General features: G+C 65.7%; 14 protein-coding genes, 1 tRNA gene and 1 pseudogene. 4 read left to right on the top strand and 12 right to left on the bottom strand.

Going from position 1 to position 13,137, the window contains the following annotated elements; all coding sequences use genetic code 11:
* Positions 1 to 62 precede the first annotated feature (62 nt).
* From HXX10_RS06140 to HXX10_RS06150, 3 genes are all read right to left on the bottom strand, one after another.
* Positions 63 to 1,052, bottom strand: coding sequence for a FecR domain-containing protein (locus HXX10_RS06140; protein WP_296520734.1), 990 nt, complete (start codon positions 1,050 to 1,052; stop codon positions 63 to 65).
* A 62-nt stretch (positions 1,053 to 1,114) separates the two neighbouring features.
* On the bottom strand, positions 1,115 to 1,672 hold the full coding sequence (locus tag HXX10_RS06145) for an RNA polymerase sigma factor (protein WP_296520736.1): 558 nt from the start codon (positions 1,670 to 1,672) through the stop codon (positions 1,115 to 1,117).
* The gene (locus HXX10_RS06150; protein ID WP_296520737.1) at positions 1,669 to 2,523 is read right to left on the bottom strand and encodes an STN domain-containing protein; all 855 of its coding nucleotides are present in this window, start codon (positions 2,521 to 2,523) and stop codon (positions 1,669 to 1,671) included. Before HXX10_RS06150 ends, HXX10_RS06145 begins: the two co-directional genes overlap by 4 nt.
* 429 nt (positions 2,524 to 2,952) lie before the next feature.
* Here HXX10_RS06150 and HXX10_RS06155 point away from each other — a divergent pair, with 429 nt between their 5' ends.
* Positions 2,953 to 3,891, top strand: coding sequence for a vWA domain-containing protein (locus HXX10_RS06155; RefSeq protein WP_296520739.1), 939 nt, complete (start codon positions 2,953 to 2,955; stop codon positions 3,889 to 3,891).
* Positions 3,892 to 3,908: 17 nt separating this feature from the next.
* Positions 3,909 to 4,448, top strand: coding sequence for a hypothetical protein (locus HXX10_RS06160; RefSeq protein ID WP_296520741.1), 540 nt, complete (start codon positions 3,909 to 3,911; stop codon positions 4,446 to 4,448).
* Between the two features lie 143 nt (positions 4,449 to 4,591).
* Here HXX10_RS06160 and HXX10_RS06165 read toward each other — a convergent pair.
* The 7 genes from HXX10_RS06165 to HXX10_RS06200 all read right to left on the bottom strand — a co-directional run bounded on the left by HXX10_RS06165 (position 4,592) and on the right by HXX10_RS06200 (position 10,692).
* Positions 4,592 to 5,349 (bottom strand): IS5 family transposase gene (locus HXX10_RS06165; protein WP_367141934.1). Its coding sequence is split into 2 segments (ribosomal slippage): positions 4,592 to 5,010 and positions 5,010 to 5,349, totalling 759 coding nucleotides; the frame shifts between segments, so codons are not numbered across the junction.
* Positions 5,350 to 5,647: 298 nt separating this feature from the next.
* Positions 5,648 to 6,043, bottom strand: a complete 396-nt coding sequence (locus tag HXX10_RS06175) for an ISAs1 family transposase (RefSeq protein ID WP_296520745.1) — start codon at positions 6,041 to 6,043, stop codon at positions 5,648 to 5,650.
* 241 nt (positions 6,044 to 6,284) lie between these two features.
* Positions 6,285 to 6,563 (bottom strand): ISAs1 family transposase, encoded by a 279-nt coding sequence (locus HXX10_RS06180; RefSeq protein WP_367141935.1) that lies wholly within the window; start codon positions 6,561 to 6,563, stop codon positions 6,285 to 6,287.
* Between the two features lie 16 nt (positions 6,564 to 6,579).
* Positions 6,580 to 7,626 (bottom strand): tyrosine-type recombinase/integrase, encoded by a 1,047-nt coding sequence (locus HXX10_RS06185; RefSeq protein ID WP_296520748.1) that lies wholly within the window; start codon positions 7,624 to 7,626, stop codon positions 6,580 to 6,582.
* Between the two features lie 55 nt (positions 7,627 to 7,681).
* Entirely contained in the window at positions 7,682 to 9,367 is a 1,686-nt protein-coding gene (locus HXX10_RS06190) for a site-specific integrase (RefSeq protein ID WP_296520751.1), read from the bottom strand.
* A gap of 223 nt (positions 9,368 to 9,590) precedes the next feature.
* On the bottom strand, positions 9,591 to 9,782 hold the full coding sequence (locus HXX10_RS06195) for a helix-turn-helix domain-containing protein (protein WP_296520754.1): 192 nt from the start codon (positions 9,780 to 9,782) through the stop codon (positions 9,591 to 9,593).
* 112 nt (positions 9,783 to 9,894) lie between these two features.
* The gene (locus tag HXX10_RS06200) at positions 9,895 to 10,692 is read right to left on the bottom strand and encodes a hypothetical protein (RefSeq protein WP_296520755.1); all 798 of its coding nucleotides are present in this window, start codon (positions 10,690 to 10,692) and stop codon (positions 9,895 to 9,897) included.
* 155 nt (positions 10,693 to 10,847) lie between these two features.
* Here HXX10_RS06200 and HXX10_RS06205 point away from each other — a divergent pair, with 155 nt between their 5' ends.
* Both HXX10_RS06205 and HXX10_RS06210 read left to right on the top strand, forming a co-directional pair.
* A complete protein-coding gene (locus tag HXX10_RS06205) occupies positions 10,848 to 11,240 on the top strand; it encodes a hypothetical protein (protein ID WP_296520757.1) in 393 nt (130 codons plus the stop codon).
* A gap of 77 nt (positions 11,241 to 11,317) precedes the next feature.
* Positions 11,318 to 12,379, top strand: a pseudogene (locus HXX10_RS06210) (recombinase family protein); the annotation flags it as partial.
* Between the two features lie 54 nt (positions 12,380 to 12,433).
* Here HXX10_RS06210 and HXX10_RS06215 read toward each other — a convergent pair.
* The gene (locus HXX10_RS06215; RefSeq protein WP_296520759.1) at positions 12,434 to 12,796 is read right to left on the bottom strand and encodes a hypothetical protein; all 363 of its coding nucleotides are present in this window, start codon (positions 12,794 to 12,796) and stop codon (positions 12,434 to 12,436) included.
* 93 nt (positions 12,797 to 12,889) lie between these two features.
* Positions 12,890 to 12,965 (bottom strand) — tRNA-Glu (locus tag HXX10_RS06220).
* Positions 12,966 to 13,137: the final 172 nt, after the last annotated feature.

Raw genomic sequence — 13,137 nt, forward strand, 5'->3', positions numbered from 1 at the left:
TACTTTGCCGGCGTGCCGTCGATGTCCGGGCTTGCGAGGCTGGCCGGCGCGCCGGCCCGCGGTCAGCCGACCAGGACGATGCCGCCCGGCAATGATCGTGTCGGCAGGTTCATGGCCTTGGCCATGAAGTCGATGACGTCGTTGATGCGATCGAGCCGGAAGGTGGCGACCACCTGACGACGGCCGAGCTGGCGGTCGACCAGCACGATCCGCCCGGACCGATAGCGGTTGACCTCGTCGATGACGGAGGACAGCGGCTCGCGCTGGAAGATCAGCAGGCCGCGCTGCCAGGCCGTGACGACCTCGGCGTCGGCCGCCGCGACGGGCCTCAGCCCGCGATCGTCATAGGCCACCTGCTGGCCGGTGCGCAGCGCCGCGGCCGCGGCCGCGCAACGCACCTCCACCTCGCCGGCGACACACGTCACCCGCACCAGCGGGCCATCCTTGCGGATATTGAAGGACGCCTTGGCGGCCCGGGCGGTGCCGGGGCCGACCGATACGACGAGGTCCGGACCCGCGGCCTCCGCCTTGGCGAAGGCCGCCTCGCCGTTGAGCAGAGCGACCTCGGTGACGCCGTCGGCGGCGGCGCGCAGGTCGAGGCTGCTTCGGGTGTTCATCTCGACCGAAACCCGGCGGGCGAGCTCGATCGTGTGGCGCTGGCCGGTGCCGGTGCGGTAGTCGGCGCTCAACTCGGCCAGCGACGGCCACAGGTCCGCGGGCGGGCGAACCAAGAGCCCACCCGCGACCGAGGCCGCCAGGGCGCCGCCGCCGACCAGGAACGCCCGCCGCGGCAGGCGCCGAGCCGCGTGCATTCCGGCCGGGGACGGAAGCGTCGCGCCGGCTTGCGCCGCGGCAGCCGCTTCCGCCGACAGCGTCCACAGCATCGCCGCCTCGGCGAATTCGCGGGCATGCGCCGGGCTCTCGGCGCGCCAGGCCGACAGAGCCGCGAGATCGTCGCCGGTCGCTTCGCCGCTGTTGAGGCGCCGCAGCCAGCCGAGGGCCTTGTCCCGCGCCGTCTCGCGTTCGGGATCGCTGTCGTCGGATGTCGTCATGGCCGGCGCTTCACTCGACATCGCTGGTGTGGCTCGAAACGTCTCGGCATCGTGTCTCGTCGTCATGATGACGGTTCCGGACCACCGCTTCCGCCCTCCGACGGCGGATTCTTGTTCAGAATTTCGCTCAGTTGATCGAGCGCCAGCTTCATGTCGCGATCGACCACCCGAACCGTCACGCCCAGGCGCTCGGCGATGAGCTTGTAGGGCAGCCCCTCCAGGCGCGCCGCCGTGAACACCGCCCGCCGGCGCGGCGGCAATCCTCGAATTGCCTTGGCGAGCGCCGCGAGCTCGGAGCGGGCCTCGGCAATGCGAGCGGGATCGAGATCGTTCCGGGCCGTCCGATACAGAGCGTCGAGCTGGGCCGCGGTCAACCGTGCCTTTTCGGCGCGTTGGCGATCGGTCGCGACATTGAGGGCGACGCGGTAGAGATACGCCCTGGGATTGTCCAGCGCGGCCGCCGACGGACCGGCGTCGACGCGATTGAGCCGCAGCCATGCCTCGTGCAGAACCTCGCTGGCGAAGTCGCTCGAGCCATAGCGGCGGGCGAGCCGCTCTTTCAGGTCACGATAATCGTCCACCAGCAGACGCCGCAGCATGGACATGAGGGCGGTCGTCATTGGGCCGCCTCGCGTGCGGGACCGGCGCTCCGGACCTCGGCCCGATCGCTGTGGCAAGAGCCGGCCGAAGAGTTCCCCGCGGCGATCAGCAGGGTGACGGGCTGCGGCAGCCCGGGCGGCGGCGGGTCGATCCTCAGGCCGCGCAGGGCGTCCGACAGCAAGGCATCGCGCGCGCGGTCCCCGGTCGACGTCACGGCGTCCGCCCGACCCACGGCACCCGACGGCGAGATCCACAGGCGCACGAGAAACCGATAGGAGCCGGGCGCCGTCGCCTCGTTGCTGCACAAGACGCCCCGCAAGCCGGCCTGGAGGCTCGCCGAGAAATCGCGGAACCGAAGGACGGACGCCGGGATGGTCGCGGGTCTCGATGCCGACGGCCGTCCGTCCGCCCCGCCCGGCGGCAAAACCACGAGCGTGAACCCTTGCCCGTCGACCGCACGGGCTGCCAAGCCGGACCCGGACAACAGGGTCCGCAGGGCGTCGGCCGGCATCAGTACCCCTTTGACGGCCGACGCGCTCCGGCCGCTGACGAGATCGGCATCGACAAAAATCTGCACCCGGGCGACGGCGCCGAATGCTCTCAGCGCATCCTCGAGCGGTTGGGCCGGAAGATCGAGCACCACCGGCCGGCTGCCGTCATGACCCGGGCCGTCACGACTCGGGCCGTCGTCGCTCGCGCGGTCGCGGCTCGGGTCGATGTAGCGCGGGGCGGTGTGGGCAGGGTCGGTGTGGGCAGGGGCGACGTGGACAGGGGCGACGGGGACAGGGTCGATCTGACCGAGCTCGGTGGGCGGCGAGGCCTGACCGAACGCCGGAGGCGCCGAGCAGGACGCACCCGCGAGGATCAGCAATACGGCCAGAGAGGATCGATCCACGCTCGCACCGCTTGATCGACCGGTCACCCGCCGAGGCGCCGAGACGGAGCGCCGACTGGTTCTCCACACGGGCGGAACGTGAATGCCGAAAGACGGCCCCGCGTCCCGCGCCCGACCTGCTCTTGCCGAAACACCAGCGTCTTACGCCGATGGGCTAGGCTATCCAGGCCAAATGACAATTGTATTACGGCAACCTCTCGCCGGCCGACGTCCCGGGGCTCGTCCGGCCGGATGCCGGGCCGAGCGCGGCGCGCCCGCCCGCCACGGTGCGCGATCACGTCGCGGCGATCCGTCGATTTACTCTCTGGAAATGGCGGGCGGGACGGTATCATGGGCGGGCGCTACGGTATCATGGGCGGCCGCTACGGTCCTTTATGATCGGCCACACCCCTTGCGAGACTGACCATGCCCTATGACGCCGAGATCAGCCGGAACAATCCGGCCGCATTCATTTTCCTGCTCGACCAGTCCTCCTCGATGAACGAGACGCTGCACGGTACCCGGAAGACCTTGGCGAGCTTCCTGGCGAACTGCGTCAACGAGGCTCTTCGCGAGCTCGTCAACCAGTGCACGCGCGGCGACGAATCCGTCCGCGATTACTTTCATGTCGCCGCGCTGTCCTATTCCGACGGCGCGGTGAAGAGCGTCTGGACCGACACCGACGCGTTCTTCCACCCGATCTCGACGATCGCCGATTCGCCCGCCCGGCTGGAGGTCACCACCTTCAAATATCCGGACGAGTTCGGCATCACCCGCATCGAGCAGGTCGAATCCGAGGTCTGGTTCGAGGCCGCGGCGGTCGGCGACACGCCGATGGTGCAAGCCCTGGAAAAGACGCGCGACATCGTCAAGGCGTGGGTGAAGGAGCATCCGGCATCGTTCCCGCCGATCGTCTTCCATGTCACCGACGGCGAGCCGACCGACAGCGATCCGGAGCCCGCCGCAATGGAGATCAAGGCGATCACCACCTGGGACGGCGCTTGCCTCTTGTTCAATCTCCATGTCAGCCGCGACCCCGCCGCCGAGGTGATCTTCCCGGCCACCGAGGAGCAGCTTCCGGACGACTACGCCAAAAAACTGTTCCGGATGTCGAGCGTCATCCCGGCGCCGCTGCGGCCGGCCGCCCAGGAGGCCTATCCGATCGCTCCGGCCTCGCGGTTCTTCGGCTTCAAGGCCGGCGCCGAGACGATCACCAAGTTCTTCCAGATCGGCACCAGGCCGGCCAACGCGCCGGTGGTCCAGCCGACCGGGACGACGGTGGCGGAGCCCGTCTCGACCGCATCCGGGACGGCTCCCGCGATGGCGCCCGTCGGGGCGGCACCAGCGGAGACGCCGCCGGCCTGACCGCGCGCGGCGCCACGATGTGCCGGCTGCGCGCCTGGAGCGTCCCGAAGCGGTTCGACGCGCCCGGCGAGAACGAGGACGCGTTCGTCGTGAGTCCGGACGCGAAGCGGTTCGTCGTGTGCGACGGCGCCACCGCGTCCTTCGCGTCGGGCCGCTGGGCCCGGCTGCTGGCGGCTGCCTTTGTCGGGCATCCGCCGCTCGACGGCGAACGCCTCGCCGGCGCCCGCCACGACTACGAGCGCTCGTTCGATCAGCGGGCGTGGCCGCCCTATCGCCGCAACGCCTACCGGCGGGGCAGCTACGCCGCCTTCACCGGGCTGCTGATCTGGCCGCGGGAGCGGCTCTATGCCGTGCAGGCGGTCGGTGACTCGATCTGCGTCCTGGCCGACGGCGCCGAGCTGGTGAGCGCGTTTCCGCTCGCCGATCCGGCCGCCTTCGGCCAGCACCCCGTCCTGCTCTCGACCAACGAGCACGCTGGATGCGCGAACGCTCTTTGTCGGCGGCTTGAATCCGCTCTTTGTCGGAATTCCGCACCGAGCGATGTGCTAAGCCATTGATAAATCTAATGATTGAATGAGCGGGGAGGGTCCGAACCTTTCGCCACCCGAATATGGCGCGATTGTGTCCGACACGGAATGTTGGATTGTGGCCTAAGTCATTGAAACTGAATAACACGGTGGCGAAAGCCTAGGGTCCGGACTCATAACCAGTAGCTGATGGTTGCGGCGATGTGGACCGCAGCGAGGAAATTGACCGCGAGGCGGTCGTATCGGGTTGCTACACGGCGGAAGTCCTTCAGCCGGCAGAACATGCGTTCGATGGCGTTTCGGTTGCGGTAGAGGACTCGCGAGAACGTGCTTTTCCAGCGCCGGTTCACCTTGGGCGGGATGTTCGGCATGGTGCCGTTGGCCTCGACCTGCGCTCGGATCGCGTTCGAGTCGTAGCCCTTGTCGGCGTGCAGAATGCGCGCGTCCGGCAACTGCTTCAGGAGGTCGTGCCCGGCCGTGCAATCGGCGACGTTGCCGCCGGTGAGCAGGAAGGCGATCAGTCGGCAATGCCGGTCGGTCAGCGCGTGGATCTTGGTTGTGCGGCCACCGCGCGAACGGCCGATCGCCTGCGTCTGCGCCCCCCTTTCCCGCCGGCCGCCGAGCGATGGGCCTTCACGGCGGAACTGTCGATCAGAACTTGCTCGGGCGGTCCGCCGGCGCTGGCCAAAGCGTGGAAGAGTTTCTGCCAAACGCCTTTCTCGGCCCACCGGACGAAGCGGTTGTAGAGCGTCTTTCGGGGGCCGTAGACGGCCGGAGCATCGACCCAGCAGCCGCCGGACTTCAGGACGTGCACGATGCCGCTGATCACACGGCGATCGTCCACTCGCGCCTTGCCCCGCGTGTCGGTCGGCAGGTGCGGACGGATGCGATCAAACTGCGCCTCTGTCAGCCAGAAGAAATCTTGGGTCATCACGGCTCCTCCCGGAAACCGTGAATCACAACCCTCTCACGCTGCCAACACTTTTATGGGTCCGGACCCTAGGACTGCCGATTATCGTCGCAAATCTTAACAACAAAACGCGGCTGGATATAGATCGATGCCCTGCTATTTTGCGGGATGCTTGTGCAGTACATATCCCGTTTAAAAAAGATGCAATAAAACTCGCGCTCTCTAGTTGGCCAGCAGAAGTCCGCCGCTTGGACGCGAACGCAAAATCCTCAGGAGCGCGGCACTACGATCGGCCCGATTGGTACAAAGGCATGGGACTTTAGCTTTGACGTTGCTGGTCGGGTGAGAGCGCTTTGGTAGTCGCCGAGATCTCCGGCGCCGACAACGAGCCGCGCGCCGGGTCTTGGTGCGACCGTGGCCCACGCTCGGTCGTCTCGTCGGTGGGGTGGGCCTTTTTCTTCACGGACAGAAAGCACTCGTCGGCATAGCTTCGCGGGGATTCCTGGTTCCCCTTCACGGCGAGACTGTAATCGCCGACACGGGCGACGACGCAGTGCGCCATGCGACGATGGCAGTGCAGCGCATCGGCCGTGACGATCTTGTCGGCGAGGTCGACGAGACCGAGCAGTTCGAGGGCGGCGGAAACCTCGTCTCCGTCCTTCGCGGCCGGACTCGAGAGCGTCATTCGCATCTCGGTCGTGAAGGCCGACACCATCCATCTTGGGTGCGTGCGCCTTGCCGGCTTCATAGGCCCGCCGCAGGGCCTTGCCGTCGATCTGCAATCCCCACTCGGTGTCGGCGAGGGCCGATCCGAGCATGAAGACCGCGGGTGCCGATCCTGGCGGTTTCGACCGAGCGTGCTGCTGGCGTCGACCGCGACCTGCACCGTGATGGCGGCGATGTTTTCGATACCGTGCAGCAGGGTCGGCTGGTTGTCCTTGACCTGGACGACCAGTTCATTGCCGGTCGCGCGACCTCGAAAGTCTTTTTTGACAGTGCATGGCATCGAGCGTGACCACGCGACCGCTCAGCCCCGGGGTGGTGATCTGGGTCTGGGCGGCCGGGATCTCGTTCGATTTCTCGTTGACCACCTTGTGGGCGAGGACGACGCGGTGATCGACGGCGAAGGCGCCGAGGACGTGCGCCGCCATGCGATCCGCGAAGGCATCGAAGTTCTGCCGCAAGGTCCTCCCGTCAATCGCGACGCATCGCGACGAAAAGCTGTGTTTGCGCAACCGTAACTCCTGCGGGTCAGGCTGAGCCGCTACTCACTTGGCGAAGAAGTGCGCCGAACGCCTGAGCGGCGCTGCTGCTTTTTGCTCGATTGTAATGCTCTTCAGTGACCGTGGCACTGGTGTGGTGGAGGAGCGAGGCGGCCAAGCCCGGCAAGTCCGGAGCCGAAGTCGCCACCGTTGAGGCCGCGGCTGTCCGGAACAGGTGGGGACATACATCAACGCCGATGGTCTCCAACGTCGTTGCCTTGATCACCTTTTCGATGGAGGCGTACGTCATCGCATCGCCGTTGGATGAAGACCAAAGGAAATGGTGCAGGCGATCCTCGCGGGTGAGGGTGGGCCGATAGAACTCGACATAGAGGTCGATCCACCTTTGAAGGCAGGGATCGACCTTGCGCTCATCGTGACGGGCTTCCTTGGTTTCACGGTCGGGCAAAACGATCCACCAATCGTCCGCGACCTTGCGGATCGTTCGTCCGAGTTCGAGGCCGGCGAAATTCTTCAGTCGAATGGGGTGACAGGCGAGGAGGGCGATCATCAGCCCGTTGCGGACTTGGCGTGCGCGCTTCAGCTCCGTGCAGACCATGATCGAATGTGCCTCGGCCATGAGCGTGAGGCCAGCTTCCAGCAGCACGTTGCTGTAAACGAGGCGGCCAAATTTGGAATGCGGCTGAACCTCCAGGGCGAGGTCTTTTTCGAGATCGCACAGCCACCGGACGTCGCCGGCGGGGTTGAGGAGTTGGGCGGTGCGACGCAGCTTGTAGATGCTGCCCTGGACCGTGACCGAACCCACGCGCTTCTGGAGTTCGGCCACGTAGCACGCAACCCGATGGGGCGTCACGTAAGCTGCAACGGATCCTTGCGCATCGAGGCCTTCGGACCATTCGACGAAGCTCAGGAAATAGCCGTAACGGCGAGCCAGATCCTTGCGGGTAACCTCTTTGAGGTGCGCCGCGGCTCCGCCCCGCTTCAATCGCGCGCCGGGTTGGCAGGCGGCGTCCCACGCGAGCCGATCAGCGGTGGGCCATTTCGCGATCGGCAACGAGGTGAAGCCTGCCGTCATACGCTCCTTTTGACCTGACGGTTGCGGCTGAAGGTCTTGCATTGGATTGTTCTCGTCACGCGCCCGTAAGTTCGGGGCGCATGAGACCGCGGATCATGTCGCCGAACATGGCATTGGCCTGGATCGTCTCCAGGCCGCAGTAGAAGCGGATCGTGGTCTGGATATTGCGGTGCCCCAGCACGCGCCGGACGGTCTCGTAATCGCCCGGGTGGTGTTTGAGCCAGATGGCCGCGGCAGCATGGCGGAACTGATGAGCGGTCAGGCGCAGGCCGGTCGCGGATTCGACCCGGTCCATGATCTGCTCGCTGAACGTACTGCCGCTCTTGTGGCCTCCGGCCTCCCCGGGGAACAGCCAGGATTCATTGGAGCCCCGGAGCAGGGCGGGTCGGTAGTCGTAGACGTACTCGTCGATCAGCGACGTCAGCTCGTCGTCGAGCGGGTATTCGAGGTCCACCCGGTTCTTCACGTCGTAGTGCGGGAACACGAGCCGGTAGGGCGACTGGGGCCCCCCGGGCTTGATCAAGTTCTCGTCGAGCTTGATGCCGCTCAGGTTGGCAAGGCGCACCGGGGCAAACAGCAGGATGCCGATCCCGACCGCGAGTTGTGCGGTGACGGCCGCCTTCACTTGAGCTTGCTCTCGGAGCAGGCGCGCCTGCTTCATGAGCATGCCGGGCAGCCCGCAGACCCGCGCCCAGACACCCTCGCTGAGGACCTGGCGGACCAGGGTCAGGTTCTTTTCGGTCATCCCGCCGCGGCGCCACAGCTCCAGGGTCTCCCGGACCTCATTCAGCCGATCCAGTTCCTCCTCGGTGAAGGTCCCGAGCTCGCGCGCGATCGACAGGACCTTCCAACCGAGGTCGATCGTGTAGACGCGGGGCTCCGTCCCGTCCTCCTCCCAGTAGGCCTCGATGACGCGGGACGAGACGTCGGGGTGGAGCAGCGCGCACAGCGAGGTCAGGCTCTCGATCGGGATACCGAGCCGCACCGCCGTGCGCGCGGCGGCCAGCAGTTCGGCGCGCCGGGTGCGCACCGTGGAGGCCTTGCACGGGCGCCGACGCTTGCCGTTGAGGCTGCGCTTCTTGGCGGTCATCCGATCGAGATGCGCCGTGATGTCGTTTCGCAGACCTTCCGGAAACTCCTCCCAGGCGGGACCGCGCGCTGCCGTGATGGGCGGCTCCAGCAGCCGCTGCGCCGGCCAGCCCTCGATCGTCTCGGGGGCGGCATTCCAGGCCCGGGCGATGGCGCGTCGGGCGGCCGCGTTGGTCGCCAGCGCCGTCGTCTCGCCGCGATAGCGCATGAACTGGTCCAAGACCGGCTCGTCGACCGCCTCCGGCGCGATGCCCTTGGCCGAGCAGTAGCGCATCAGCCCGGATAACTTCGCGCGCTGCCGGTCGTCCGGCAGCTTGTCACGGAGGGCTTGCCAAGCCGGCGTCAACGGAGCGCCCCGACTGGGGACGGCGGCCTCGTCGGCGAACCAGCGCAGGGCGGCCTTCACGTTCGACTTCTGGTTCGCCAAGGTCTTGGAGTTGGCGCCCACCACGGCGTGGTGGAGGCGTTCGATGCTGAACGTCACCGCCGTCCACCGCGCGGGCAGCGTCTCCATCGGCTTGTCGAGCGCCTTCGCGATCTGCCGCAGCGCGGATGCCCATTGGGCCCGCTTCTGCGGCGCCAGGTCGGTCGACTGCTCGATCGCCCGCAGGGCGTCGGCGAAGGAGGGCTCGATGAGGGCGGTTTCGGTCATTGGGAAGGCATCCTTGGCGCCGGGAGATGACCAGGATAGCGGCTGACGTATTCTGGTGTTTTTTGGGAAAGTGTCAACAGCATATCGGCTACATATACTGAGGCTGTCATTCCCAATATTTTGGTCAATCGACTATCCTGATGTATGGCGATGTATTTATGATCGCGCTGTACTGGACTTAAGCCTGAGAGGCGGCCCGTTGCTGTCTCTCAGGCGAATACCATCATTCCGGATTGTGAAGCGGGAAGTAGCGGATCGAGCGGCCGAGCTGGATGAACGGCGGGCCCTCGCCGCGTTGGCGCGCCTTGGCGAGCCACGAGACGCTGACCTTGAGGAGCCTCGCGAACTCCTTCGGGGTCATCAACGCCGTGAACTCGGGGGCGTCGGTAGTGGAGAGGGGCGACTGGTCGGTCATGACGGGGTCTCCTGTGCATCCGAGAGGGCGATCGACAGCAGCGTCGTCTGGACGCGCGTGCGCTGCCATTGCGGATCAGGAGTAACAGGGGCCGATAAGCGGCCAATCAGTGCTAGCCAGAAACTGGAGTAGTCTTGCGCTGGGCGCTACCCCGGTTGCCTGCGCGCCGGTCGTTGAGGACCGCGAGGTCCTGCCGTCCAAGCTCCCAAACGGGGAGGGAGACGGGCACCACGTTCATGTCTGGCCGTATGCGCCATAGCGTCTCGGGATCGAGCGCGGGTTCCTCACGCGTCTCGGACGCGAGGCTGAGGCCCAGACGCTCGAACGTCATGCCTGCAGCGAGAACAAGGTCCGGCAGGAGCAATGATATCTCGAAGGGACCAATTCGGGTCAGGTCCAGTCCGAGTTGCCCAAATGACGTCTCCGGAAACCTGTGTCGCACCTCGACTGTGATCATCGTGGCGGCGGTGACGAGGTGCGCGACGTCCTTGTATTTCGCCCAAAGCTTCCAAAGCGTGGCGGCCACGGTGCCGCGGCTTCTTGCCTTCGCTTCGACCAGCGTAATGGCCTTGCCGATGCTCGGTCCGCCACGACGTTCCTGGTGCTGTCCGTCGAGCAGGATGCGATAACGGTCGAAGACATCAGCGACCCGCAGCCACTCGTGCTGTATCCGGCCAAGCTTGAGCGGAATGGTGGGACGCCTCGCTCCTGAATCTTCCGACCATTCCCAAAGCGTGCCGTAGAGATCGTCTCGCGGCTCGAGGTCGTTCGGATGGCACATGTACCCGAGCAGCGGTATTGCGTGCTCCGGCCACATGACGATGCCGAGATCAAACCGACTGCGCAGCAAGTGATCTACATCGAGAATCTCTATTTTACGAGGGAAGTCCGGGAGATTCATAAACCGCATGGCGCCGCCTCAATGAAATACGTGCGGATGCCCAGTCCGACGCTTCGATAAGCCGCAGCAGCATTATTGCACAAGACTACTCCAGTTTCCGGGCCCTCTCGGGCTGCCCTTCCGCTTGTCTTGTTAGACAGCCTTGATCCCGCGCGTTCGCAGTCATGCGCGCGGGCCTGGGTGTCGGGGAAGTGCGGCTTGCAATGAGGCAGAAATCCCGGTTGGCGCAGCAGGCTTCGGTCGGGGTGGATGACCACCGCGGCGGCGAAGGCCCCGCGCTTGCTGATGTCAACCGCCAAGCAGCCGATGCAGAGCGCCTGCGTCCCCGAATGGCCAAACCCCAGCCTTGCCAAGCTGGTTGCCGACCGGTGATGACGGCCGGGAGGGTCCCTGACATAGTCGACGACTTCCCGGACATCATCCCGGTGACCTCCGGCGAGTTGGACGCCATCGACACGTACCTCGGTGCGGCCCTCGATGGCCTGTTTGCGCAGTGGAAACTCAGCGGAGACGCGCTTGGCGAAGGTCGGCGTCGCTGCAACAGTCAATACGGATGAGGACGTCTCTGATGGCAAGTCGGAAGCTTGGGCTATTTACGTCGGAAACAAGCTCCGCACCGCGTGCCGCGCTCTATATGCGGGTCTCGACCGGCCGGCAGGCCGAGCACGACCTCTCGATTCCGGATCAGCTCCGTCAGTTGACCAACTGGTGCCGGGTCCAGGGCTGCACGGTGGCCGCCGAGTTCATCGAGGCCGGCGCCTCCGGCGGTGACGATCGCCGGCCCGCCTTCCAGCAGATGATCGAGCGCGCGTGCGACGGAGAGCGGGCCTTCGATCTGATCGTCGTGCACAGCTACAGCCGGTTTTTTCGCGAGGCGTTCGAGCAGGAGTTTTATCTCCGCAAATTGTCCAAACACGGGGTCAAGGTCGTTTCCATCACGCAGCCGGTTGGCGACGAGAGCGAGCCGGTGCATGCGATGATGCGCAAGGTCATCGCGCTGTTCGACGAGTACCAGTCCAAGGAGAACGGCAAGCACGTCATTCGCTCGATGAAGGAGAATGCGCGCCAGGGGTTCTGGAACGGCGCCACCCCTCCGCTCGGCTACACCGTGGTCGAGGCCGAAAAGCGTGGCACACAGATCAAGAAGAAGCTTGCCATCGATCCGGTCGAAGCGGAAACGGTGCGGCTCATCTTCAACCTCTATTTGCACGGGGACGGCACCTCGGGTGCACTCGGTGTCAAGGAGGTCGTCAAGTGGCTCAATGCGCGCGGTCACCGCACGCGCAAAGGCATGACGTTCAGCGTCAGCACCGTGCATAAGCTGCTGACGAACACCGTCTACATCGGCCGGTGGCGATTCAACGTGGCCTCGTCCAAGACCAAGGAACGCAAGCCAGCCGACGAGGTCATTGAGATTCCCGTTCCGCCCATCATCGAGACCGATCTGTTCGAGCAGGTCCAGCGGCAATTGCGGGCCCGCAACCCGAAAACGGTGGCGCCGCGGGTCACCACCGGGCCGATCCTTCTGACCGGACTCGCCGTGTGTGCAAGCTGTGGCGGCGGGATGACGTTGCGCACCGGCACCTCGGCAGGAGGCAGCGTCTACCGCTACTATACCTGCTCGACCTGCGCGACCAAGGGCAAGACTGTCTGCAAGGGACGATCAATCCCCATGCAGAAGCTTGATGGGCTGGTGACCTCGCATCTGCTGGAGCGGCTCTTCCCGCCCGAGCGGGTCGCCGCCATCCTGTCATCCCTCTCGGCACGGCGCGCCGAAAAGGCGGAAAGCCTCGACGGCCGATTGATTGCGCTGCAGCGGGAAGTCACCGACGCAGAAGACAAGCTCAAACGGCTCTATCGGCTGGTCGAGGACGGCCTCGCGGAGATCGATACCGTCCTCAAGGACCGGCTCGAGGCGCTCAAAGCAGATCGTGACCGGGCCAAGGCGGCGCTCGATCGTGCCAAGCAGCAGGCGGTCTCCCCGATCGTCATCGATCCGGCGCTGATCGAGCAGTTCAGCCGGACCATGCGCGAGAAATTTACCAGCGGGTCGGTGCCGTTCCGCAAGGCCTATTTGCAGTCGCTGATCGATGCCGTGGAAGTCGATGACCACCAGATCCGGATCAAAGGCAGAACCGATGTGCTTGAAAAAGCCGTTCTGGCGAGCCGGAACGCCGATTCCGTGTGTTCAGAGATGAGTACTAAGTGGCGCGCCCAAGGGGAATCGAACCCCTGTTTTCGCCGTGAAAGGGCGACGTCCTGGACCGCTAGACGATGGGCGCGAGGTCGACCCGCGAGACGCGGCGACGTTGTCGAGCGGCGACATATAGAGGCGTTTCGGTGTTGCGGCAAGCGACCGCGCGGGCGTCCCGGCGGGGCGGCCGCACGCTCCTCCGACCGCCCCGATGTCGCGTCGCCCGTGGCGCCCGCATCCCCCGAAAAGCGACGAGCGCG

It is taken from the genome of Rhodoplanes sp. (genome assembly GCF_013377085.1).
Lineage (GTDB): Bacteria > Pseudomonadota > Alphaproteobacteria > Rhizobiales > Xanthobacteraceae > Rhodoplanes.